The sequence below is a fragment of the Agrobacterium sp. genome (assembly GCF_059499945.1).
On the sequence record NZ_JCABZP010000015.1, the window covers coordinates 174,979 to 198,740 of the forward strand.

At 59.3% G+C, this 23,762-nt stretch carries 24 protein-coding genes; 13 read left to right on the forward strand and 11 right to left on the reverse strand.

Annotated features, from left to right (window positions below; all coding sequences use genetic code 11):
• Position 1 precedes the first annotated feature (1 nt).
• The 4 genes from AC5I5B_RS18380 to AC5I5B_RS18395 form a co-directional block, all read right to left on the reverse strand.
• Positions 2 to 1,024, reverse strand: coding sequence for a hypothetical protein (locus AC5I5B_RS18380; RefSeq protein WP_003506173.1), 1,023 nt, complete (start codon positions 1,022 to 1,024; stop codon positions 2 to 4).
• 201 nt (positions 1,025 to 1,225) lie between these two features.
• On the reverse strand, positions 1,226 to 2,026 hold the full coding sequence (locus tag AC5I5B_RS18385; RefSeq protein ID WP_003506172.1) for an inositol monophosphatase family protein: 801 nt from the start codon (positions 2,024 to 2,026) through the stop codon (positions 1,226 to 1,228).
• 164 nt (positions 2,027 to 2,190) lie between these two features.
• Positions 2,191 to 3,291, reverse strand: a complete 1,101-nt coding sequence (locus AC5I5B_RS18390) for a tetratricopeptide repeat protein (RefSeq protein ID WP_162695504.1) — start codon at positions 3,289 to 3,291, stop codon at positions 2,191 to 2,193.
• A gap of 8 nt (positions 3,292 to 3,299) precedes the next feature.
• Positions 3,300 to 3,953 (reverse strand): thiamine phosphate synthase, encoded by a 654-nt coding sequence (locus AC5I5B_RS18395; protein WP_003506168.1) that lies wholly within the window; start codon positions 3,951 to 3,953, stop codon positions 3,300 to 3,302.
• Positions 3,954 to 4,057: 104 nt separating this feature from the next.
• Here AC5I5B_RS18395 and AC5I5B_RS18400 point away from each other — a divergent pair, with 104 nt between their 5' ends.
• Positions 4,058 to 4,822 (forward strand): sulfite exporter TauE/SafE family protein, encoded by a 765-nt coding sequence (locus tag AC5I5B_RS18400; protein WP_003506166.1) that lies wholly within the window; start codon positions 4,058 to 4,060, stop codon positions 4,820 to 4,822.
• A 99-nt stretch (positions 4,823 to 4,921) separates the two neighbouring features.
• On the opposite strand, the gene AC5I5B_RS18405 is transcribed toward AC5I5B_RS18400, so the two are convergent.
• Positions 4,922 to 5,098: a YdcH family protein gene (locus AC5I5B_RS18405; RefSeq protein WP_003506164.1), complete on the reverse strand. Its 177-nt coding sequence runs from the start codon at positions 5,096 to 5,098 to the stop codon at positions 4,922 to 4,924.
• A gap of 235 nt (positions 5,099 to 5,333) precedes the next feature.
• Between AC5I5B_RS18405 and AC5I5B_RS18410 the strand changes: the two genes are divergently transcribed.
• The 5 genes from AC5I5B_RS18410 to AC5I5B_RS18430 all read left to right on the forward strand — a co-directional run bounded on the left by AC5I5B_RS18410 (position 5,334) and on the right by AC5I5B_RS18430 (position 8,127).
• Entirely contained in the window at positions 5,334 to 5,537 is a 204-nt protein-coding gene (locus tag AC5I5B_RS18410; protein ID WP_003497661.1) for a YdcH family protein, read from the forward strand.
• Positions 5,538 to 5,584: 47 nt separating this feature from the next.
• Entirely contained in the window at positions 5,585 to 6,052 is a 468-nt protein-coding gene (purE, locus tag AC5I5B_RS18415; RefSeq protein ID WP_035212960.1) for a 5-(carboxyamino)imidazole ribonucleotide mutase, read from the forward strand.
• An 11-nt stretch (positions 6,053 to 6,063) separates the two neighbouring features.
• Complete coding sequence (locus AC5I5B_RS18420; RefSeq protein ID WP_111834245.1) at positions 6,064 to 7,140, forward strand: 5-(carboxyamino)imidazole ribonucleotide synthase; 1,077 nt, start codon at positions 6,064 to 6,066, stop codon at positions 7,138 to 7,140.
• A 146-nt stretch (positions 7,141 to 7,286) separates the two neighbouring features.
• Positions 7,287 to 7,412: a type B 50S ribosomal protein L36 gene (gene ykgO / locus AC5I5B_RS18425; protein WP_003497670.1), complete on the forward strand. Its 126-nt coding sequence runs from the start codon at positions 7,287 to 7,289 to the stop codon at positions 7,410 to 7,412.
• A 94-nt stretch (positions 7,413 to 7,506) separates the two neighbouring features.
• A complete protein-coding gene (locus AC5I5B_RS18430; RefSeq protein ID WP_087746053.1) occupies positions 7,507 to 8,127 on the forward strand; it encodes a tetratricopeptide repeat protein in 621 nt (206 codons plus the stop codon).
• A 68-nt stretch (positions 8,128 to 8,195) separates the two neighbouring features.
• On the opposite strand, the gene AC5I5B_RS18435 is transcribed toward AC5I5B_RS18430, so the two are convergent.
• The 3 genes from AC5I5B_RS18435 to AC5I5B_RS18445 form a co-directional block, all read right to left on the reverse strand.
• Positions 8,196 to 8,453 (reverse strand): DUF2312 domain-containing protein, encoded by a 258-nt coding sequence (locus AC5I5B_RS18435; protein ID WP_020812069.1) that lies wholly within the window; start codon positions 8,451 to 8,453, stop codon positions 8,196 to 8,198.
• 147 nt (positions 8,454 to 8,600) lie between these two features.
• On the reverse strand, positions 8,601 to 8,906 hold the full coding sequence (locus AC5I5B_RS18440) for a DUF1244 domain-containing protein (RefSeq protein WP_111792243.1): 306 nt from the start codon (positions 8,904 to 8,906) through the stop codon (positions 8,601 to 8,603).
• A gap of 15 nt (positions 8,907 to 8,921) precedes the next feature.
• The gene (locus AC5I5B_RS18445; RefSeq protein WP_111792242.1) at positions 8,922 to 9,710 is read right to left on the reverse strand and encodes an N-formylglutamate amidohydrolase; all 789 of its coding nucleotides are present in this window, start codon (positions 9,708 to 9,710) and stop codon (positions 8,922 to 8,924) included.
• A gap of 291 nt (positions 9,711 to 10,001) precedes the next feature.
• Between AC5I5B_RS18445 and AC5I5B_RS18450 the strand changes: the two genes are divergently transcribed.
• On the forward strand, positions 10,002 to 10,388 hold the full coding sequence (locus tag AC5I5B_RS18450; RefSeq protein WP_020012242.1) for a DUF1036 domain-containing protein: 387 nt from the start codon (positions 10,002 to 10,004) through the stop codon (positions 10,386 to 10,388).
• The gene (pyk, locus tag AC5I5B_RS18455; protein ID WP_003506145.1) at positions 10,388 to 11,827 is read left to right on the forward strand and encodes a pyruvate kinase; all 1,440 of its coding nucleotides are present in this window, start codon (positions 10,388 to 10,390) and stop codon (positions 11,825 to 11,827) included. Before AC5I5B_RS18450 ends, pyk begins: the two co-directional genes overlap by 1 nt.
• Positions 11,828 to 11,909: 82 nt before the next feature.
• Here pyk and AC5I5B_RS18460 read toward each other — a convergent pair whose 3' ends face one another.
• Complete coding sequence (locus tag AC5I5B_RS18460) at positions 11,910 to 13,814, reverse strand: peptidoglycan L,D-endopeptidase MepK (protein ID WP_162695505.1); 1,905 nt, start codon at positions 13,812 to 13,814, stop codon at positions 11,910 to 11,912.
• Positions 13,815 to 13,989: 175 nt separating this feature from the next.
• Positions 13,990 to 15,537 carry a sigma-54-dependent transcriptional regulator gene (locus AC5I5B_RS18465; RefSeq protein WP_111834194.1) on the reverse strand — a complete coding sequence of 516 codons (1,548 nt, stop codon included), beginning with the start codon at positions 15,535 to 15,537 and terminating at the stop codon, positions 13,990 to 13,992.
• Positions 15,538 to 15,706: 169 nt separating this feature from the next.
• Between AC5I5B_RS18465 and AC5I5B_RS18470 the strand changes: the two genes are divergently transcribed.
• Both AC5I5B_RS18470 and AC5I5B_RS18475 read left to right on the forward strand, forming a co-directional pair.
• Positions 15,707 to 17,557: a M3 family oligoendopeptidase gene (locus AC5I5B_RS18470; protein WP_111834195.1), complete on the forward strand. Its 1,851-nt coding sequence runs from the start codon at positions 15,707 to 15,709 to the stop codon at positions 17,555 to 17,557.
• Positions 17,558 to 17,657: 100 nt separating this feature from the next.
• Positions 17,658 to 18,293, forward strand: a complete 636-nt coding sequence (locus AC5I5B_RS18475; protein WP_003506137.1) for an aminotransferase class IV family protein — start codon at positions 17,658 to 17,660, stop codon at positions 18,291 to 18,293.
• Here the strand turns inward: AC5I5B_RS18475 and AC5I5B_RS18480 are convergent.
• Positions 18,290 to 19,198: a sensor domain-containing diguanylate cyclase gene (locus tag AC5I5B_RS18480; protein ID WP_003506135.1), complete on the reverse strand. Its 909-nt coding sequence runs from the start codon at positions 19,196 to 19,198 to the stop codon at positions 18,290 to 18,292. The genes AC5I5B_RS18475 and AC5I5B_RS18480 overlap by 4 nt on opposite strands.
• A 259-nt stretch (positions 19,199 to 19,457) precedes the next feature.
• On the opposite strand from AC5I5B_RS18480, the gene AC5I5B_RS18485 reads away from it, so the two are divergent.
• The 3 genes from AC5I5B_RS18485 to AC5I5B_RS18495 all read left to right on the forward strand — a co-directional run bounded on the left by AC5I5B_RS18485 (position 19,458) and on the right by AC5I5B_RS18495 (position 23,561).
• Positions 19,458 to 20,903, forward strand: coding sequence for a homospermidine synthase (locus AC5I5B_RS18485; protein WP_020809346.1), 1,446 nt, complete (start codon positions 19,458 to 19,460; stop codon positions 20,901 to 20,903).
• Positions 20,904 to 21,052: 149 nt separating this feature from the next.
• On the forward strand, positions 21,053 to 21,427 hold the full coding sequence (gene omp10, locus AC5I5B_RS18490) for an outer membrane lipoprotein Omp10 (protein WP_003506132.1): 375 nt from the start codon (positions 21,053 to 21,055) through the stop codon (positions 21,425 to 21,427).
• 217 nt (positions 21,428 to 21,644) lie between these two features.
• Positions 21,645 to 23,561, forward strand: coding sequence for a 5'-nucleotidase C-terminal domain-containing protein (locus AC5I5B_RS18495; RefSeq protein WP_111834196.1), 1,917 nt, complete (start codon positions 21,645 to 21,647; stop codon positions 23,559 to 23,561).
• Positions 23,562 to 23,762: the final 201 nt, after the last annotated feature.

Below are 23,762 nucleotides of genomic sequence, written 5' to 3' on the forward strand. Positions count from 1 at the left end.
GCTACTCGCTCCCGTTATCGTGCCGGGTGCGTCCGGATGATTTCGTGTCGCTATCGATCCGCGCCGACAGCCGGTCGAGCGTGCGGCGGAGTGATTTCGATTCTTCCTGCTGCGCCTCGATCCAGTCACGCAGCATCTGCTGTTCGCTGCGCATGTTCTTGACCAGACCCTGAATGCCCTCGGCAAGGCTGGTCATGGCCGCAAGCGAACGCTCGGTGCTGACCATGGCGCCCGGCTCAACGGCCTTGAACTCCCTCGGCCCTTCCGCCGAGGTGTCAGTTACCGATGACAGCCAGTTTTCGAGCTGGGTGTAAAAACGGTTCTGCGCACGACCGGCCTGAAGATCGAGAAAACCGAGGATCAGCGAACCTGAAAGACCGAGCAGCGACGAGGAGAAGGCCGTTCCCATGCCCGCCAGCGGCGCGGTGAGACCGGCCTTGAGCGAGCTCAGAATATCGTTGCTGTCACCGGCGCTCGGATCGAGCGACTGGATGACATTGCTGATGGCGCCGATGGTGCCGATCAGGCCCCAGAAGGTGCCGAGCAGACCGAGAAACACCAGCAGGCCGACGAGATAACGCGAGGTATCACGCGATTCGTCGAGTCGTGTTGCGATGGAATCGAGGATGGTCCGCTGCGTGACCGTGGAAAGCCGGACTTCGCCGCGCTTGCCGATCAGCGTGCTCATCGGCGCAAGCAGTTTTGGCGCACGGCCGACCTTTTCGACGCTGCCGGCAGCACGAAAGGCATTGAACCAGCGGACTTCCGAGCGCAGGCTCATCGTCTGCGTAAACACCAGAATGATGCCGATGGCCAACACGCCGAGAATGAAGCCGTTGAGCCCCGGATTGGTCATGAAGGCGGTGTGCGCCTGCCGATAGAGAATGGCCGCCAGAAAGCCGACGAGGATCAGAAACAGAACCATCGTCCAGAGAAACGGTGTGGGGCTGGACAGCTTGTGGCTGTATTGCCGTGTGGTCACCGGTTTCTCGACGCCAAGATCGAGCAGCTCCGAATCCGCCATAACGTTCGCATTCCCTCTGGTCAGGTATCCAGCGGAAGCTATTTGAAAATTGCGACGATTTGAAGCGAAAAGCCGGTCTTTCGTCACAGGCGTTTTAGGAAAATGTGTGAGCACCCGGCAATGGAAAACAAAAACACCCGCCGAACATTCGCCGGGCGTCTAAAACTTGTAGAAAACGACAGGTTTTCCGCCGAAAACCGATCAGCGGCCCGGGATGGGACGGTTGGCGACCTCAACGAGCGCCTTGTGGATATATTCATTTCCGGCAGCAACGGTGCCGCTGCCGAAGATATCCGTGCCGCCCTTGATGTCGGATGCGAAGCCGCCGGCTTCACGAATCAGCACCAGACCGGCCGCCATATCCCATGGCGAAAGATCGGCTTCCCAGTAACCGTCGAGACGGCCCGCGGCGACATAAGCCAGATCGAGCGAAGCCGCGCCCATGCGACGGATGCCGGCAGCCTCACCCATGACATGGCGAAGCTCGACCAGGAACTTGCCGTGATTGCCGCGACCGAGATGCGGCACGCCGCAGCCGATGACGCAATCGGTCAGCGCCTTGCGCGCGGCAACACGGATGCGGCGATCATTGAGGAACGCGCCGCCGCCACGCTCGGCGGTGTAGAGTTCGTCGGTGGCCGGATTGAAGATCACGCCGGCAACGACTTCACCGTTACGCTCCAGCGCGATGGAAACCGCAAAATGCGGAATGCCGTGCAGGAAGTTAGTGGTGCCATCAAGCGGATCCACGATCCAGCGATGCGCGCCATCGCTACCCTTTTCCTCGCCACCTTCTTCACCCAGGAAGTCATAGGTCGGGCGGGCCTTCATCAATTCATCGCGCACGATCTTTTCGGCTTTCAGATCCGCCTGCGAGACGAAATCGCTCGGTCCCTTGACCGAGACCTGAAGGTTCTGCACTTCACCGAAGTCACGCGACAAAGACTTACCCGCCTTGATGGCGGCCTGAACCATGACATTGAGAAGGGCTGAACGGGCCATCGAATTTGTTTCCTGGAAAGCTTGCGAACCGCCCGGAAGTTCACCGGGCAGGCACGTCATTATTTTCTTGAATTGAAAGTTTGCGGTTCAAGACCACAAAACGCGCGGAAATTCAAGGCAAAAAGCCCATGGGGCTGCGCCGGCGTGGTTAGGCCCGTCTGCCATCACGTCGGGCGGAAACGATTTGCGGCCTCAATCGCCTTCTTCTGCTGCTCGTCGGTGATCCCGAGATAAAAGTCCTCGAGGGAGGGATCCTTCAGCCCGGCGCGACGGGAAAGCACATACCATTTGGCCGCTTCGACCGCATCGGGCCGGGTGCCAAGCGCCTGAATATAAAGATGCGCCACCTTGTTCTGCGCCACGACATTACCACGCTGTGCCGCACCGTATAGCCAGCGGAAGCCCTCATCCAGATTGCGCTCGCCGCCGAAACCATTCACCAGCCAGATGCCCAGATCGACCTGCGCGGTGTCGTAACCCGCCTTTGCGGCCCGCATCAGCCAGTCCCGCGCCTTGGCCTTCTTTTCGGCCGGCACGTCCTTCACCAACCAGTAAATCTGCGACACCGCATATTGCGCATCTGCAATGCCCTGGTCAGCGGATTTTTCGTAGAAAGGCAAAGCCATCAGCAGGCCCTTGGCGCCGGGATTTTCCGAAACCAGAATCTGGCCCCAGTTGAACTGAGCAGAGGCATTACCGGCTTCCGCGGCGCGGCGCATGAAATCGTCAGCTTTCGCCTTGTCGCGGGTGACGAATTTGCCTTCCATCAGGATCAGGGCGAATTTGAACATGGCAACGGGATCGCCACCCTCTGCAGCCTGCTGATACCAGAAAGCCGCGGTTTTTTCGTCACGGGCAATGCCCAGACCACGCGACATCATTTCCGCCACCAGCGTCTGGGCGGATGCGTCACCGTTCTGCGCACGGTTCAGCGCCTTGTCGAGCGCCTGCACATATTCACCGCGCTGGAAATGCCCATAGGCTTCGTCCACCCGGCCCTTGAATTCCTTTTCAGGCGGCAGGGCGGGCAGCTCCGCACCCATGCGCTGATAGACATTGACGCCTGCGGACGGCTGCAAGTCCTTCTGCTCTTCGGATTGCACCCTGCCCTGACGGGTCGGCTGAGCCTCATTTTCCAGCTGGCGGGAAAGCGCATTGCTTTCGCTCTGCGGCCCGGATTGAGCAAAAGCGACACCCGCCGGCGCGCCGAAAGCAAGCGTCAGCAGCGAAACGGAAAAGCAGAGGTGAACCGAGCGCATGATCATCGCCTGTATCAACCGCCAAACCGTGGCGCTTTTTCGTCAAGCAGGGCGTTGATTTCAGAAACCGCCTGGGCAGCGCCACCGGCATTGTCAAAGACGCCGCTGCGCATCGCCACGAACTCCACGCCGGTTTCAGCTACGGCAACAACCGAAGACACATCCGTGCCACCCATGACGATGGCCGGAATTTCGATCATCGACGCCCACCACTCACCGAGAGCCAGGTTTTTGGGGTGCGCCTCAGGCTTGATGTCGCCTTCCAGCTTTCCGAAAAACACATAATCCGGATTGGACTCGCCCTGCTCCAGAGCCTTGTGACGGTCATCCGCATTACCGCCGCCGACGATCAGCTTCGGCGTGAACTTTTCCACGGCCTCGGCAAGCGCCTCGGCATTTCCAGCTACATGAAGGCCATCCGCCTTCACGCGACCGGCAACGCGGCTGTCACCGGCAATGAGCGCCGCCGCACCGGCCTTTTGCACGACAGGCACGATCAATTCGGCGCGTTTCTGGAAAGCGGCGTCATCCAGACCATATTGCGGAATGATGACGGAAGCGACATCACCGCCCCGCAATGCTTCTTCCACTTCTGTCGCCTGCTTTTGCGCGTCGTCCGATTCCGGAACGATCAGGACAAGGCGGCAACGATCTTCAACTAGGGTCATCGGTTCGTCCATTTCAGACAGAAGACGCTTGCCGCGCAATCTGCACTCGTTTTCATATGACAAATCCGATAAACCGGACCGGCGAAAGGATCAACTGTCCATCCATGCTGACCGATTTTCATTTTTATCTCGTCGCCATCCCCGCAGTCGTGCTCGTCGGCCTTTCCAAGGGCGGGCTGGGCGGCGCACTGGCCCTAATGGGCGTGCCGCTGATGGCGCTTGCCGTATCGCCTGTGCAGGCCGCCGCGATCTTTCTGCCGATCCTGATCGTGATGGATCTCGTGGCGCTTTGGGCCTGGCGGCACCACAACCACCGGGAAACGCTCCTCATCATGCTGCCCGGCGCAATCGCCGGCATCACGCTCGGCTGGGCGACCTCAAGCCTCATCTCCGCGGATGCCATGCGTCTCGTCGTCGCCTCGGTGACGATCCTGTTCGTGCTGCGTTATTTTCAGGAGAGTTTCAAAAGCCGTAAGGGACAGGAAATTCCGGCCAAACCGCAAAGACCGGCTGCCGCGACGCTCTGGTCCAGCCTTTCCGGTTATGCGAGCTTCGTGGCCCATGCGGGTGGACCGCCCTTTCAGATCTATGTTCTGCCGCTGAAGCTCGATCCGAAGACCTATACCGGCATGAGCGTACGCTTCTTCGCCATCATGAATGCGATCAAGCTCATTCCCTATTTCGCGCTCGGCGCGCTTGATGCCACCAACCTCAAGACCTCGGCCAGCCTGCTGCCGGTGGCGATGCTGGCGACGCTTGCCGGTGCAAGGGTGGTGAAATATCTGAAACCATCAGTGTTTTACCCGCTGATGTATTCCATGGCGCTGATTGCCGCGCTGAAACTGCTTTGGGACGGGTTGCCTTTCTAGGCTCAGGCAGCCACTAAAAGGCCCTGGCAGCACGCAGGTGCCGTCAGGGCCGAAAAGGAATCCGTCAGTCCTTCATTGAAGGCTGCGGTTTGGCATCAATTAGTGCCTTGTGGAGGCTTTAAGCCTCTGCAGTTCATCCTTCAGGCGCAGTTTACGGCGTTTGAGGTCGGCGATCTCTCTATCGTCAGAGGACGGGGAAGCAAGAATACTTTCGAGCTCCTCCTCCAGAGCACCGTGTTTCTTTTCGAGCGATGCAATATGAGCCTGAATGGTCATGCGGCACGTCCTTCCATTTTTAAGCCTACCTCCAGCTCTCCATCGCTGGAGTTTCAGGTTTGCGACGACAATGTGACACGGATCGCTGGTCTTGTCGAAGGCGAAATGAAGGCAATAAGTGGGCAATTTGGTCGCAAGGGATAACTTCCCGTTACCGCGATTTGATGATAGAGGCTCGTGAACGATCACAGACGCGCCGGAGCCGATCCGGCTAGCATAAAATGGGGATGACGAGATGCCCGATCAGGACCAGGCGGACATCAGGCTCACGCTGGCGCGGCTGCGCCAGGAGCATGAGGATTATGACGCGGCGATCAACGCGATGATCCAGACCAGCTGCGATGCGCTGAGAATACAGCGCATGAAAAAGAAGAAGCTGGCCGTCAAGGACAAGATGACCCAGCTCGAAGACCAGGTCATTCCCGATATCATCGCCTGAGCCGGAGAGATTACGTGACAGCAGAAACGCCCCCCGTCGCCATCATCATGGGCAGCCAGTCCGACTGGGAGACCATGAAGAACGCCGCCGATACGCTGGATGCGCTCGACATCGAATACGAAGCCCGCATCATTTCCGCCCACCGCACCCCGGACCGGCTTTATGACTTCGCCAATGGCGCGAAGGACGAAGGCTTCAAGGTCATTATCGCGGGCGCCGGCGGCGCTGCCCATCTGCCCGGCATGACGGCCTCAATGACGCCGCTTCCGGTGTTCGGCGTTCCGGTTCAGTCAAAGACCATGTCCGGTCAGGACAGCCTCTATTCCATCGTGCAGATGCCCGCCGGCATCCCCGTCGGCACGCTTGCCATCGGCAAGGCCGGCGCGATCAATGCGGCCCTTCTCGCCGCTGCGGTTCTGGCGCTGAGCGACGAGGACCTCGCTGACCGGCTGGATGCCTGGCGTGCGCGCCAGTCGGCAGCCGTCGCCGAATATCCCATGGACAGCGCCCAGTGACGACCGAAGTGATGGCAAAGACGACCAACCTGACCATCGGCATCATCGGCGGCGGGCAGCTCGGGCGCATGCTGGCGATGGCCGCTGCCCGTCTCAACCACCGAACCATCGTGCTGGAACCGCAGGCCGATTGCCCGGCTGCGCAGGTCTGCAACGACCAGATCGTCGCGGAATATGATGACGAAAAAGCGCTTGCGGAACTCGCAAACCGCTGCGATGTCGTGACCTACGAATTTGAAAACGTGCCTGTCGCGGCCGCCGAAAAGCTTAGCCTCTCCGTTCCCGTCTATCCGCCGCCGCAGGCGCTCAGCGCCTCGCAGGACCGGTTGACGGAAAAACGCTTCCTCAATGGTTGCGGCATCCCGACCGCCGATTTTCGCGCCGTGGACAGCCAGGAAGAGCTGGAAGCCGCGTTGGTCGCCTTTGGCGGCAAGGGCGTGCTGAAGACTCGTCGCATGGGTTATGACGGCAAGGGCCAGCGTCTCTTCCGGGGCGGCGAAGACCTCGCGGGTGCCTTTGCAGCGCTCGGCGGCGTGCCGCTCATCCTTGAGAGTTTTGTCGCCTTCGAGCGAGAGATTTCGATCATCGCCGCCCGTTTCCAGGACGGGACCGTCACCTGTTATGATCCCGCCGAGAATGTCCATCTGAACGGCATTCTGCACACGTCCACTGTTCCGGCAGCGCTCTCCGATGCCGCGAAGGCGGTTGCCGTGGAGTCAGCAGAGAAGCTTCTGGCCGCGCTCGAATATGTCGGCGTCATCGGCATCGAATTCTTCGTCCTGCCGGATGGTTCGCTGGTTGCCAATGAAATGGCGCCACGCGTTCACAATACCGGCCACTGGACGGAAGCGGCCTGCGTAATCTCGCAGTTTGAACAGCATATCCGGGCCGTGTCGGGCCTCGCCCCCGGCAGCACGGAGCGCCACTCCGATTGCGTCATGACCAACCTGATCGGCGACGACATCGACGATGTGCCGGCATGGCTGTCGAAAAAAGACTGTCTCGTGCATCTCTACGGCAAGACGGAAGCACGGCCGGGCCGCAAGATGGGCCATGTGACCGAGCTTCTGCACACAGGAAAAGCCTAGTCTTTTAAGGCAAAGGCACGGCCAAGTGTTGACAGGCAGGGCTCAAACGGGTATCTGCCTGCCAACCGAAAAGAGCGCGCCCCGTTGCGCGCTTTTGATTGTTTGAATAGCACGGCAAAATCCGTGCAAAACTGCGGACCAGTAAAATGAAGATCAAGAATTCGCTTAAAGCGCTTAAGGCCCGTCATCGCGATAACCGCCTGGTTCGCCGCAAGGGCCGCGTCTACATCATCAACAAGCAGAACCCGCGCTTCAAGGCTCGTCAGGGCTGATTGACTGCGGTTCGCGATGGTTTCGCGGATCACTTTGTTGACAGTGCAGAAGTTTGCATTTGATATTGGGCGCAGCCGGGTTAAGCTTTAACCCATGCGCCCAAATCGTTTTAGCACGGCTATCATTCTCGCTCAGGGCTTCCTGTTTTCAAGCCTCCCGTTTCCGGGAATGGCTGCGATTGCCCATGCGGCGGACGGGCAGGCACCTGCTGTTGCGGAATCCGCGCCTTCACCCGCCAAAACCATCGACACTCTTTTTGCATCGCTGAAAAAAGAACGGAATGCGGTCAAGGCACGTAGCATTGCCAACCAGATCGCCTCCGAATGGAATGATTCCGGCAGCGCGACAATCAATCTCCTGATGCAATGGGCGGGCGAAGCCGCCGACGAAAAGCGCAACGCCGCCGCTTACGATTTTCTCGACCAGATTGTTTTGCTCGATCCTGACTATGTGCAGGCGCCGTATCGCCGCGCCATGGTCCATTTCGCCGATGGTGATACCCGCAAGGCGATGGCGGATATCAATCTGACGCTGGAAAGGGAGCCGCGCTATTTCCCGGCACTCGCAAGCCTTGCCAACATCCTCGAAGCCTCGGGCCGCGACGAGTTGGCGCTGAAGGCCTGGGAGCGTTATCTGGCGCTTTATCCTGCGGACAAGGACGCCCGCAAGGAAGCTGCCGACCTTTCGGAAAAGCTCGCCGGCACGCGCGGCTGAATTGGGCAGAGGCCCAAACAAAAATCGCCGCAGAAGCGGCGATTTTTCATTGAGACGTTCTCAACCGATCATTCCATACCGAGCGCGGCCATATAGGTCTGGAGAATCGTTTCTTCTTCGATGCGCTCATTGGCATCCTTCTTGCGCAGACGGATGATGGTGCGGATCGCCTTGGTGTCGTAACCACGACCCTTGGCCTCGCCCATGACATCCTTGATATCGCCCTGAATGGCGGCCTTTTCCTCTTCGAGGCGCTCAACGCGCTCGATGAACTGACGCAGTTCTGCGGCGGCGACGGTTTCGGTGGTGCTGGTATCGTCCATCATATCATCCTTTATTGGCGGCCCGCATGCGAGCCTTGTTCATCATTCCGGGCGAAGCCTTCGCCGGCCGCTGCCAGTGGGCAGCAAAATTCAGGCCTGTGAACTGCCCACTGAAAGGCGTCCCGTCAAGTCGTTTCCGTCGATCAGAGGTTATTCCCTCGACCGGTTCTGTTCAAAGGCGGCTTTCTGGGTATCACTCGCCTCCGCCTGATATTTCTCTTTCCAATCCTCATATGGCATGCCGTAGACGATTTCGCGGGATTCATCCTTGCTGAGCGGAACGCCAGCCTCTTCGGCCGCTTCCCGATACCAGTTGGAAAGGCAGTTGCGGCAAAAGCCCGCGAGATTCATCAGGTCGATATTCTGCACGTCGTGACGTTCGCGAAGGTGCTTCACGAGGCGGCGGAAGGCCGCCGCTTCAAACTCGATCTGCCTGTTGTCGTTCTCTTTCGTCATGGCGAAACTCCAGGCTCAATAGGGGCCGGTACGGGAGGCGAAAAGCTGATATTCATGCAAGACGGGATCGTCATTCATTGCGGCGAAAATGGGAGCGAGCCGATCCGACCATTCGGCGATCCCCTTCTCATCCGCGATCAGGTCCTGCCGAACCTCGAGAAGCGCATGCGGCAGGCCCTTCATCATGCAATGACGATACATGGTGTCGCCCTTCAGCGCCCCGTCATAGGGTTCGTTGTCACCCACAAGGATATCGCCGGTGGCACGCAGATGCGCCAGAAGCGGATCGACCGCACGATGATCGGTATCCCACAGAACCGCCGCATGCCATGGCCGCGGCGTTTCCTTCCAGAACGGCGTGTAGGAATGCAGCGACAGGACGAGCGGCGCTTCTTCCGAGGCCTCGGCCACGCCGGTCAGCACACGGTCCACGGCATTGTGATAGGGCCGGTGAAAAATCTCGATTCGCCTTTGCCATTCCTCGTCCGAAATCGGATGGTTACCGGGGATGATCGCCCCGTCCGAGATCTTCATGATGAGCGTGGGATCATCCTCGCCGCGATTCGGATCGATCAGGAGCCGCGAAAACCGCCCGAGCACCGCCGGTACGCCCAGGCGCGCGGCAAGCGAGCGCGTTAGCCCCTCTATACCGATATCAAATGCGATGTGGCGATGAAAAGCGGTTTGCGGAAGGCCAAGTTTGCCGTAGTGTGCCGGCAGGAGGTTCATGGCATGGTCCGCCAGAAGAACCATGCCTTTGTCATATTCGCCTTCTATGATTTCATAGGGTATGAAGTCGTTCATCGATGATTTTCTGGGGCAGGATTGAGGAGAGAAGCTTGATGGCATGGCTTGAGGCCGGGCGCAAGTTACGGCGAAAGAACAGCCATCTACCTTATCGCACTCATGATCCCACGAACAATATAATCGATTAAACTCGCGTTGACTTTCTTGGGCGGCCACGCCAAGAAGTGTGTTCATTATAACCATGGAATCCGGATGGAAGCCGTGACTCAGTCATCTCTCGCTCTTCCTCGCCACTTCAGGCATATCGCCCGTCTTTTTTCCGCAGCGGCATTGTTTTTGACCCCGTTCATGATCGCGGCACCCGCGCATGCGGATTTTCGCGTGTGCAACAGCACGCAGAACCTCGTGGGGGTCGCAATCGGCTACCGGGCACAGGAGGGCTGGGTCAGCGAAGGCTGGTGGCAGGTCCCCTCTTCGACCTGCGCGACGCTGATCGAGGGCGAGCTGCAGTCACGTTATTATTATCTCTATGCCGAAGATGCCGCTCATGGCGGCCGCTGGACCGGTGACGTCAACATGTGCGTGGCGGAGAACGAGTTCAAGATCAACGGCGTGGACGATTGTTTTGCCCGCAGCTTCCAGAGAATGGGTTTCAAGGAATATGACACGGGCAGACAGGGCAGCTGGATGGTCCAGCTTTCCGATACGCCAGGCACACAGGGAAATCAAAACTGATGAAGCGTAACCGCAAAGTCAAAATTCTTGCAACTCTCGGCCCGGCCTCTTCCGAAGAGGCCATGATCGAGAAGCTGCATCTTGCTGGCGCTGATCTTTTCCGGATCAACATGAGCCATGCGAGCCACGACGTGATGCGGACGCTCATTCAGCGCATCCGCTCCGTCGAGAGCCGTACCGGTCGTCCCATCGGCATTCTGGCCGACCTGCAGGGTCCCAAGCTGCGCGTCGGAAAATTCGCCGAGACGAAGGTCGATCTGGTTCCGGGCCAGACCTTCACGCTTGATAACAACGACACCCCCGGCGACAACACCCGTGTTTTCCTGCCGCACCCTGAAATTCTTGAAGCGGTCAAGCCCGGCCACCGCCTGCTGATCGATGATGGCAAGCTGCATCTGCGCGCTGAAAAGAGCGACGGCAAGAGCATCGTCACGACAGTCATTTCCGGCACCCGCATTTCCGACCGCAAGGGCATCAGCCTGCCGGATACGCTGCTCGGCGTTGGCGTTCTGACCGACAAGGACCGCGTCGACCTTGATGCAGTCCTCGAAACCGGTGAAGTCGACTGGGTGGCGCTTTCCTTCGTCCAGCGTCCGGAAGACCTGGCCGAAGTGCGTAAGATCGCACGTGGCCGCGTCGGCCTGATGTCCAAGATCGAAAAGCCCCAGGCTGTCGAGCGTATCGAAGAAATCATCGAGCTTTCCGATGCATTGATGGTTGCCCGTGGCGATCTGGGTGTCGAAATGCCGCTGGAAGCCGTTCCCGGCATCCAGAAGCAGTTGACCCGCGCCTGCCGCCGCGCCGGCAAGCCGGTCGTGGTCGCCACACAGATGCTGGAATCGATGATCACCGCGCCTGTACCGACACGCGCCGAAGTCTCCGACGTCGCGACCGCCGTCTTCGAAGGCGCTGATGCCATCATGCTGTCGGCTGAATCCGCCTCCGGCGACTACCCGGTCGAAGCGGTTTCCACCATGGCCTCCATCGCCAGCACGGTGGAGCAAGACCCCTATTATTCCAATATCATCTATGCGCAGCGCGCCCAGCCGGAACCGACAGGTGCCGACGCCATTTCGCTTGCCGCCCGCCAGATCGCCGAAACGCTGAAGCTTGCGGCGATCGTCACCTATACGTCCTCGGGCACGACCGGCCTGCGCGCCGCGCGCGAACGGCCGCAGGTTCCGATCATTGCGCTGTCGCCGATCATCCAGACCGCACGCCGCCTGTCGGTCGTCTGGGGCCTGCACTGCGTCGTCACCGGTGATGCCAGCGATCTCGACGACATGGTGAACCGCGCTTGTCGCATCGTGGTTTCCGAAGGCTTCGGCAAGCCGGGCGATCGCATCATCATCTCCGCAGGTGTGCCGCTCGGCACCCCCGGCGCGACCAATATGGTGCGCATTGCCTATATCGGCTCGGACGGCCAGAGCGGCGTCTGACGCCGCGCAATATACAGCATGAAAAAACCCGCCGTCGCCGGCGGGTTTTTTATTGGCCTTTCGGCCATCTGATAGAACTGGCTCAGTGCATCTTCACCGGCGTGCTGAAGCGGCTGGATTCGATGGCCACGGCACCCGGCTTGAAGCTCGCCGAAGTGGCGGAAGCCGACATGTCGTTGCTGAGCATACGGTTGGCGACAACACGCGGTGCCTTTACCGAGCGTCCGGTCGCGCCCTTGTTCTGGTTGAGCGCCCAGTCCGAAATAAGGTCCTGCGTCAGGCGTCCACCACCCACCATGGCCTGCTGGGAAACGGCGGCATCCTGCCTGCTTGGACGCGAACCCTTGGTCGGCATGCCGGCGCTGAGGCCGCCATTGATGGCGGGCTTCAGGTCAAAAGCATCACCGAAGCCAGCCTGCGGTTCGGCCTTGGCCGTTTCGGCGGGTGCGACGGTAACCTTGTGGTTGACGGCAGCCGGGAATGGCGCGGCTGTCGGCATGGCAGCCGACTGGACCTGCGACCGGGCAGCCTGACCGCTCTGTTCAAGAGCGGCAACCACCGTCGGCGAAAGCGTATCCTGCTGCGCCTCGGCGAGATCGTCTTCACCTTCCGGATCGGCATTTGCAGCCGCAAGCAGGGCTTCTGCCACGGCCGGACGGTTGGCGGGAACCGGAACGGAAGCAAGCTCGCCGGTCGCAGCCGGTGTCGCACCGTCGGCGGAAGCCGTCAGGATAGACCCTTCCGCATCACCCTTCATGCCACGCGGGCCGAGAAGTGTGGGCACGGGCACGGAAACCTCAGCGAGATCGGCAAATTGCTGGCGCTCGGCCGGAGCTGACGTCGGCGTCGGCGTGGTCGCTGCCTGCAGAGCATCCTGCGCAGCATTGCGGGCCGGAGAATAAAGGGCCGTCGCAAGGCCGGTATTGGCAGGCGGCTGGTTGCCGAATGCAGGACGAGCCGTCGGCAGCGGCGCATCATTCACGCCGGGAAGTGCCTGTGCCGAAGCAACTGCAATGGTGGGTTCAGGCTCGGGAGCAGCCTGCTGCGGAGCCGCCGGGCGAGCGACAGCCGGGCGTTCTGCGGGCTCCGGCGCTGCGATGCTATCGGGATCTTCATCCTCGTCGCCACCGCCAAAGAGGGCCTGCAACAGGGTCTTGCGCTTGCCGCCGCCGGAAGAGGCAGGGCCGGCACCGGCGCTGGAAGCAACCTGAACGGAGGAGGAGTTGACGCGCTTCTTGTAATCGGCGAGCGCCTGCTCATAACCGGGAAGCGGCTTGCCGTCGGACGGAAGGTGCAGCGTATTGCCGTTCGGGAAGATGCGGACGAGTTCCTGGCGGCTCATGCGCGGCCAGGCGCGAACGCCACCGACATCCATGTGCACGAAGGGAGATCCCGAGGTCGGATAGAAGCCGACGCCGCCGATCTGCATCTGCATGCCGATTTCACGAAGGCGGGCAAGCTTCACACCGGGGATATAAAAATCCATGGCCTTGCCGAGCATATGCTGGCTTTTTTCGGCGACGCCTTTGGTGCGCGTCCGCAGGAGACCGTTGGTCTCCGGCGAGCGGAAGGCCGAAACGACGTTGATGTAATCGGTCGCGCCACTGCGGCGATAAACTTCCCAGACGAGATCGAAAAGGCGCGGGTCCATGCGTGTCGGCTGGTTGCGACGCCAGTCGCGCAGGAATCGGTTCAGCTCCTGCAGGCCCTTCTGGTCATATTTTCCATTGCGCTTGAAGGTGATGACCGCCTTCTCGCGTGTATGGATATAATACAGTTTGAGGCTGCGCGTCTCGGCGGCGGCTTCCGTCGCCGAAACACCTACGAAGGGCATTGCGGCAAGCATCAGGCAGGCAAAGGTGACAGCGCGCGCCGACAGCTTCGTGCATATATCCTTGATCAAGCCGCGCGCGATCCTGGTCGAAAGCGCGTTATTCCGATGCAGATATGGCAATTCGATCCCCGCCTGGAAGACAATTTCTGTCACATTGCCTCAAATGAACGTCAAATACGGTGACACGATGGCAAAATTGCCACACACATACAACCTTCCTCTACATAGTGAATCAGCCACTAACAAGAGGTTTATAGACGGTAAGCGGATATCCTTGCTCAGAAGTTAACGAATTTGCGATCTGCCTTCGAATACGCGGTCTCTGCCTTCAGGCTGCATCTCGAAGGGGATCATCGGGATCAATGCCATAATCCTTCAGCTTGCGATAAAGCGTCGAGCGGCCGATGCCGAGCTTTCTGGCGACCTGGCTCATCTGCCCGCGATAAAAGCGCAGGGCGAAACGGATGAGTTCTTCCTCGATTTCCGCCAGTTTGCGGATATTGCCCGACTCATCCATGCTGGAGATCAGATTTCCGCCCCGGTAGATGGTGGTGGAAATATCCGACGGCTCCTCGATGACGGCATGGCTTTCGGCAGCCGCCGGCGGGGGCGGTGAATAGGTAGCAAGCTTCAGCGACGCCCCTGAAGGCGCACGGATGAGATCATCCGCATCATCGCCGGTCGAAAATTCCGGCAGCTGCAGCGCGATCTGCGGAAAATCGGAATCTGACAGTTCCTCACCCTGCGACAACACCACGGCGCGGAAAACGGCGTTTTCAAGCTGGCGGATATTGCCCGGCCAGTCATAGGCCGTCAGCAGTGCCAGCGCGCTGGCGTTGAGGCCGACGGGATTGGGCAATTTCTGCTCCGCCGAAAAGCGCTCGGCGAAAACCCGCGCCAGATGGGGAATGTCTTCCTTGCGGCGGCGCAGCGCCGGAATGGTGATCGGAAAGACGTTGAGGCGATAATAAAGGTCTTCGCGGAAGCGGCCTTCCTTCACCTCCTCGATGAGGTTCTTGTTGGTGGCGGAGATCAGCCGGACATTCACCTTCTGCACCCGTGCGGAGCCGACGGTTTCGATTTCGCCCTGCTGGACCGCGCGGAGCAGCTTTACCTGCACGTCTAGCGGCAGATCGCCGATTTCATCGAGGAACAGCGTGCCGCCATCCGCCTCCATGAACTTGCCTACATGTTTTTCCGTAGCACCCGTGAAGGCTCCCTTCTCATGGCCGAAGAGAATGCTTTCCACCAGATTATGGGGAATGGCGCCGCAATTGACTGTTATGAAGGGCTTGTTCGCCCTGTCGCCGGCCGACTGGATGGCCCGGGCGACCATTTCCTTGCCCACGCCGGATTCACCTTCCAGCACCACGGGGATGCTCGACTGGGCGGCACGCTGCGCGAGCTCAATGACCCTCAGCATTGCGGGGCTTGCGGAAACGATATCGGTAAAATTCACTGCATTGCTCCGTCCGCGCCTTCCCGTGCGGGCTTTTGCCTCTCTCCTGTCGAGCTTGAGCGCATTGGAGATGGCGGCGCCGATCCTTTCCGGCGAGACCGGCTTCACAACGAAATCGAAGGCGCCGGCGCGCATGGCCTGCACGACGGTATCGATGCCGCCCTGCCCCGTCTGTACAATGACGGGAACATCGGTGCCGAGTTCGCCGACGGCCTTCAGAAAGGTAAGCCCGTCCATTTCCGGCATCATCAGATCAAGGACGACGACATTGATCTCGCCACTATATTGCTTGAGCAGTTCCAGCCCCGCTTTGCCGTTTTCGGCAAGCAAGGCGAGATGCCCATAACGTTCCACCGCATTTTTGAGCAGGCGGCGCTGGACGGGATCATCGTCTATCACGAGAACATGCGCGGTCATTTTTAGCTCCGGTTTCCGGTTTATGGACCTGCTTCATGCGGTCCCTTATTCCGCACTCTGGCATGGGAGACTTGAACATCCAGTTTTGAGAATTGCTTGCATTTTATCCATTGCCGCGGGAAACAAGGTCCCCATATGCTTCGCACGCATAATCAGAAGGACACGTTGGATGACCCTCAACCGCGCTACCCCGCAACCCGTATTCTCCCTTGCCGAAACCTCCGGCCCGGCGCTTGGCGATCTGCCCGGCTGGAAGCTCTCGGATCTCTATCCGTCGGGGGATTCGCCGGAATATAAGGGTGATCTGGAGAAGGCGGCATCGATGGCGGCGGCTTTCGAGGAGAAGTGGAAGGGAAAGCTCGAAGGCGCCGCGAAGGCCACGGGCGAAAAGGGCATTGGGGCCGCGCTGAAGGAATATGAAGCGCTGGACGATCTCATCGGCCGCATCGGTTCCTTTGCCGGGCTCACTTATTTTTCCGACACCTCCAACCCGGCAAACGGCAAGCTTTACGGCGACGCCCAGGCAAAGCTGACAGATATTTCGGCGCATCTCCTGTTTTTCACGCTTGAACTCAATCGCATCGACGACGCCACGATGGACGCCTGCATGGCCAATGACGCCGCGGCGGGCCATTACCGTCCCTGGCTGGTGGATTTGCGCAAGGACAAGCCGCACCAGCTCGACGACCAGCTGGAGCAGCTGTTCCTCGAAAAATCCATGACCAGCGCGGCGGCCTTCAACCGCCTGTTCGATGAGACGATGGCCGACCTGCGTTTCGATATAGACGGTGCGAGCCTTCCGCTGGAAGTGACGCTAAACATGCTGCAGGAGCCGGAGCCGGAAACCCGAAAGAAAGCGGCGGAAGCGCTGAGCGCCACTTTCAAGGACAATCTGCGGGTCTTCACCCTCATCACCAACACGCTTGCCAAGGACAAGGATATTTCCGACCGCTGGCGCAAGTTCGAGGATATTGCCGATAGCCGCCATCTGGCGAACCGCGTCGAGCGGGAAGTGGTCGATGCCTTGGCGGCAGCGGTCAAAAAGGCCTATCCGCGCCTTTCGCACCGATATTACGCCATGAAGGCGAAATGGCTTGGCATGGAGCAGATGAATTATTGGGACCGCAATGCGCCGCTTCCCGATACGTCGAACACGATCATCCCCTGGGTTGAGGCCAAGGATACCGTGCTTTCCGCCTATGGCAATTTTGCCCCCGAGATGGCCGATATTGCCCGCCGTTTCTTCGATGAAGAGTGGATCGACGCGCCGGCCCGTCCCGGCAAGGCGCCGGGCGCATTCGCGCATCCAACCGTACCCTCGGCTCATCCTTATGTGCTCGTCAACTATCTCGGCAAACCGCGCGACGTGATGACACTTGCTCATGAGCTTGGTCATGGCGTTCATCAGGTTCTGGCTGGCGAACAGGGCGCCCTGATGTGCGCCACGCCGCTGACGCTGGCCGAGACAGCCTCCGTTTTCGGGGAAATGTTGACCTTCCGCAAGCTGCTTGATGACACCAAGGATATCAGGGAACGCAAGGCCATGCTCGCCCGCAAGGTCGAGGATATGATCAATACGGTCGTGCGCCAGATCGCTTTTTACGAATTCGAGCGAAAGCTGCACACCGCCCGCAAACAGGGAGAACTGACCTCCGAACAGATCGGCGAATTGTGGCTTTCCGTTCAGGCCGAGAGCCTCGGTCCGGCGATCCGGATTTCCGAGGGCTATGAGACCTGGTGGACCTATATCCCCCATTTCATCCATTCGCCCTTCTACGTGTATGCCTATGCCTTCGGCGATTGCCTGGTGAACTCGCTTTATGCGGTCTACCAGAAGGCCGAGACCGGCTTTCAGGAGAAATATTTCGAGCTTCTGAAGGCGGGCGGCACCAAGCACCATTCGGAGCTTCTCAAACCCTTCGGCCTCGATGCGACCGATCCCTCATTCTGGGACAAGGGACTTTCGATGATCGAAGGACTGATCGACGAGTTGGAAGCGCTGGATAACAAACAGGCTTAATCTCTTCCGCCGGCAGGGCTATCCTATTTCGGACAAGCTTTGCCGGTTGATATTGCCGGCAGAAGACACCGGTTGACAATTCAGGCGACGAGCAAAGGCAATGAAACGCAAACCCGCCGATCTGACCTTGAGGGAAACCCTGCGCTGGGAGCCGCAGACCGGCTTTCAGCGCATCGACCAGCATATGCGCCGATTGTTGCGCTCCGCCGACGCGCTCGGTTTTCGCGCGCCGGTCAACGCAGTGCAGGTGCTGGAAAAGAAGGTGGGCGGCGAAAATCCGCTCTGCGTCAGGCTGGTGATGAACTACAAGGGCGAACTCGATATCGAAACGGCCGATTTCCAGCCCTTGCAGCAGGATGCGGTCTGGCGGGTTCGCATCGCCCGGCAGACCAGGCTCGATTCCTCCGACACCTTCTATCGCCACAAGTCCTCCCGCCGGGAGCCCTATGATGCCGCCCGAGCCGAATTTTCAGCCGGGGAGGCAGACGAGGTGCTGCTGCTCAACGAGCGTGGCGAATTGTGCGAGGGCTCATCGACCAGCATTTTCGTCGAAATGCCGGATGGGCAATTGCTGACGCCGCCGCTCGACAGCGGCATCCTGCCGGGTGTGCTGCGCGCCGATCTGATCCGCGAACGCAGGGCGCGCGGACAGGCGCTGAAACCGGAAGACATCGCCGGCCGGAAGCTGTTCGTCGGTAATTCGCTGCATGGGCTGATTGCGGCGGAGCTTGTTTAAACCGTCACCGCCAGAAGCCGGTCCCGTCCTCTCTCCTTGGCCGCATAAAGGGCCTGATCGGCGCGCAGGAAAACATCGTCGGCGCTTTCCGCCACCTGATAGGCGGTCATGCCCGCCGAGCAGCTATAGGAAAAATCCGGGAATTCGGAAAGAGGTCTGGAAAGGCGTACTTTCTGCAGCAGCCGCTCAACAATCTCCTGGCCTTCGGCAACCGAACTGCGCGGCAAAATCAGCATGAATTCCTCACCGCCGATCCTGCCGAAACAATCCACCCGCCGGATGACGGAGTGGGCGATGGTGACAAAATCGCGCAATACCGCATCACCACATTTGTGACCGAAGCGATCGTTGATCTGCTTGAAAAAATCGATGTCGAGCGTGCAGAGGCAAAAGGGCGCCTCAAGCCCCTTGGCGACCTGCTCCACCTGCAGAGCGAGCTTGGCGAAGACGAAACGGCGGTTTGCTGTTCCCGTCAATTCATCCGTCTGCGAGGCGCGTACCGCCAGATCCCTGTCCTGCCGCAGGGTTCTATAACCCTGGCGCAGTTCAGTGACGTCGCTTGCGACGCACAGCATCCAGCCATCCTGCTGCACCGTCTCGGTCATCCAGAACCAGCGGCCGTCATACAGGTCCATCTCAAAGGCGCGATAGGGCAGCTTGCCGCGCCGGGACTGCGCCGAGAGCAGCCATCCCTCGAAATCATTGTTGCGAATGACGACCCCGGTGCGCAGCCGATGGTTCAGCCGCATGATATCCGCCCAGGTTGGCAAATCACCGGCGGCAAGCTGAAAGCTTTCCCGAAACGACGGATTGGCATGGCGCAACCGGTCCTCGGAATCGTAAAGGGCAATAAGGACGGGGGTGGCACTCTGAAGAGCTGCGACACGCTCTAAAAGATCATTCAACAGGCAACTCCCCTGCGATGGCGGAAAACTCCCCTGTCGTCATCCGGCCAAAGCCCCCACGCCTCTGGACGCACAAAACGAAAAGAAGAATTTAATTATAAACGCACTCTCTAAAATGCGAAGAGGCAGAAATGGTGGAAACAATGCGTTCGCCCGTCTCGCCGTCATTATCGTCATATGTCCGTCATCCACCTGCCCTTTATTGTGGCACGCTTTTATGATCTAGCTTACTTATTGGCTGAAAAAGGAAAATTGACGAATGACGGACGCAAACCACCCGATTTATGGCGATATTGACGGCCCCATCATCATGATCGGCTTCGGCTCCATCGGGCGCGGCACTCTTCCGTTGATCGAACGTCATTTCAATTTCGACAGGACCCGGCTCGTCGTCATCGACCCGCGCGAGGATATCGCCGCCTTTCTGGCCGAGAGAAACATCCGCCACGTCCAGAAACATCTGACCAAGGAGAACTATAAGGAAGTTCTCAAGCCGCTTCTCAAAGGTGTGCAGGGCCAGGGCTTCTGCGTCAATCTTTCGGTTGATGCCGCCTCCGTCGACCTGATGCGGATCTGTCGCAAGCACGGCATGCTTTACATCGACACCGTGGTGGAACCGTGGCCCGGTTTTTATTTCGATGCCGATGCCGACAATGCCGCCAGAACCAATTATTCGCTGCGCGAAACCATGCTGAAGGAAAGAGCGCGCAGGCCCGGCGGCACGACCGCGGTTTCCACCTGCGGCGCCAATCCCGGCATGGTGTCCTGGTTCGTGAAGCAGGCACTCGTCAATCTCGCCAAGGATACCGGTCTCGACATCGAGGAGCCGCAATCACATGACCGGGAAGGCTGGGCAAAGCTGATGAAGCAGCTTGGCGTCAAGGGCGTGCATGTGGCCGAGCGCGATACCCAGCGGGCGAAAGAGCCGAAGCCCTTCGGCGCTTTCTGGAACACATGGTCCGTGGAAGGTTTTATCGCCGAAGGTTTCCAACCCGCCGAACTCGGCTGGGGAACGCATGAAAACTGGATGCCGAAAAACGCGAAAAAGCAGAAAAAGGGGAGCAAGTCGGCGATCTATCTCGATCAGCCCGGTGCCAATACGCGGGTGCGCACCTGGTGCCCGGGGCTCGGACCGCAATATGGATTTCTCGTCACCCATAATGAAGCGATTTCGATTTCGGACTATTTCACCGTCCGCAACGATGATGGCGATGTGACCTACCGGCCCACCTGCCATTACGCCTACCACCCCTGCAACGACGCCATTTTGTCCCTGCATGAGCTCTTCGGCAATGGCGGCAACCCTCAGCCGATCCAGCATGTGCTCGGTGAAGACGAGCTTGTCGACGGCGCCGACGAGCTTGGTGTCCTGCTTTATGGTCATGACAAGAACGCTTATTGGTATGGTTCGCGTCTCACCCTGCAGGAGGCGCGTTCGCTTGCCCCCAGCCAGAATGCCACCGGATTGCAGGTCAGTTCCGCGGTATTGGCCGGCATGGTCTGGGCGATTGAAAATCCGCAGGCCGGCATCGTCGAGGCGGACGAGGTGGATTACCGCCGCTGCCTCGAGGTGCAACGCCCCTATCTCGGTCCCGTCGAGGGACATTATACCGACTGGACGCCGCTCGACGGCCGCCCGGGACTGTTCCCCGACAATATCGACACGTCCGATCCCTGGCAGTTCCGCAACATCCTTGTGCGCTGACGCGGCATAGTCTCATATTTGCCACGCCGGGGCTTTCCTGAACGACGTCAGGAACCGGGGAGAGCGAACAACGTTGCCTTGAAATAAAGAACGCTTCACGGCATGGTCGAAGCACAGAAGGTTTCATCGAATCGCAGGAGAACAGGCTCATGAACTTCAAGACAAGCGCTGCTTTGCTTTCAGCCGCCATCGCGGTGTCTTCATGCGTCGCGCCGGGCCCCTCCCAGCAGACCTCGATGGCGCCTTCGCTTTCCCGCGGCCCGGCCGTCGATGGTCGCTGGATCGACCGCAACGGCATCGTATCCACGTTCCAGAACGGCGCTTTCTCCACGCGTTCGACAGACACCAACACGCTTCTGGCCTCCGGCACCTACGTGACGATTTCGCCGACGCTTTATGAAATCAACATGACGTCGCTGGTGCGCAACACGCAGTCACGCGTCAACTGCGCCCTCGTCTCCCCGTCACAATTGAACTGCACGACCGACACGAACAGCCAGTTCTCGCTAACGCGCCAGGGCTGATAATATCGCCTTTTCAATAGGATGACCTTCTTAAACGCACGCCTTCGGCGTGCGTTTTTCTTTATTGCGCACCTGTCATAATTTCGCTTGCGGCGGCTGCCGCTAAATGGAAACATCCGGTTTTCGAAAGACTGAGATGTTTTCGGATTAAAGAATGAGCGCGGTCGGAGAATGATCAGCCGGCCTGGACTTCCGCTTTGAACAGGAGAGAGGGACCATGAAGAAAATTTTGGGACTGGGCATGCTGAGCGTTTCGGTAATAACGCTTTCAGCTGGAGCGGCTCTGGCCGATTACGAGCTCAACATTCTTCACATCAACGATTTTCACTCCCGTATCGAATCGATCAACAAATTCGACTCGACCTGCTCGGCGGAAGAAGAAGGCAAGAACGAATGCTTCGGCGGCGCCGCGCGCCTGCTGACCGCAATCAACCAGACCCGTGACGCGCTGAAGGCGGAAGGGAAAAATGTCCTGCTGCTGAATGCCGGCGACAATTTCCAGGGATCGCTGTTCTACACCACCTATAAAGGCACGGTGGAAGCGGAAGTGCTGAACGCCATGAAGTTCGACGCCATGACCGTCGGCAATCATGAATTCGACGATAGCGAAGACGGCCTTGCCGGCTTCCTCGACAAGGTGCAGTTCCCGGTCGTAACCGCCAATGTGGTGGCCACTGCCGCCTCGAAAATCGGCGACCGCGTCAAGCCGTCCATCGTGCTCGAAGTCGGCGGACAGAAAATCGGCATCGTCGGCGCCGTTGCCAACGATACGGCGGAACTGGCAACACCCGGTCCCAATATCACCATCGCCGAAGATGTCGCAAAAATCAGCGAACAGGTGCAGAAGCTGAAGCAGGACGGCGTCAACAAGATCATCGCGCTGACGCATGTCGGATATCCGCGCGATCTCGAATTCATCGCCAAAATTCCTGATGTCGACGTCGTGGTTGGCGGCCATACCCATACGTTGCTGTCCAACACCGACCAGAAGGCCGAAGGCCCTTATCCGACCCTCGTCGACAATCCCGGCGGCTACAAGGTTCCGGTGGTGCAGGCCGGCCAGTACAGCAAATATCTCGGCGACCTCAAAGTGGTCTTCGACGACGGCGGCGTCGTGAAGGAAAGCAAGGGCGACCCGATCCTTATCGATTCCTCCTTCAAGCCCGATGAAGCCACGCTGAAGCGCATTGATGAGCTGAAGGCGCCGATCGAAGCGCTGAAATCCAAGGTCGTCGGCACTTCGGAAGGCCCGATCGAAGGCGACCGCAAGGTTTGCCGCGTGAAGGAATGCTCCATGGGCAATCTGGTGGCCGATGCGACGCTGGCCCGCGTCAAGGATCAGGGTGTCACCATCGCTTTTGCAAACAGCGGCGGCCTGCGTTCCTCCATCGATGGCGGCGATGTCTCGATGGGTGAAGTGCTGACGGTTCTGCCGTTCCAGAACACCGTTGCAACCTTCCAGCTCAAGGGCGAGGATATTCGCGCTGCGCTCGAAAACGGCGTCAGCCAGATCGATGACGTCGCGGGCCGCTTCATGCAGGTTTCCGGCATGAAATATTCCTTCGACCGTTCCAAGCCGGCCGGTAGCCGCATCGTTTCGGTCGACGTCAAGGAAGGCGATGCTTTCGTGCCTCTTGACCCCGCCAAGACCTATATCGTCGCAGCCAATAACTACGTGCGCACCGGCGGTGATGGCTTCAAGGTCTTCGCGACCAAGGCGATCAATGCCTATGACTTCGGCCCTAACCTTGAAGAGGCAGTTGCGGCTTATATCACCGCCAACAGCCCCTATAAGCCCTATACCGACGGCCGCATCAGCGAAGTGACGCCTGCCGGTTATGTCGCTCCGGCAAAGCCTGCGGCACCGACACCAGCCGCAACCGCGCCTGCCCCGGCTGCTGCTCCAGCACCCGCGGCCACCGTACCCGCTGCACCCGCGCCAGCATCCCCGGCACCTGCTGCGGCCGCTGCCGCCGTCAGCAAATACGTCGTCGAAAAGGGCGATTCGCTCTGGAAGATCGCAGCGGAGAAATATGGCGACGGCGCTCTCTGGCACAGAATTGCCAAGGCAAACACGCTGAAGCAGCCGAACCATATTGAAATCGGCGAGGAGCTGGAACTGCCGGCCCAATAAGCCGGGCGGGAACGAACAGGGCAATTTGCCGCAGACACAACGCCGGCCCCGGCACATCGGGGCCGGCTTCTTATTTTCTATTTAAAAACAAAGCGCTACGGATAAAATTTTGCCAAGGGCGAGCCTGCGCCTCCCCTCACCCCGGAAATTGCCGCCGCCGATGGTTCAATCCTGAAGAATTTCGTCTAGAACACGATGAAC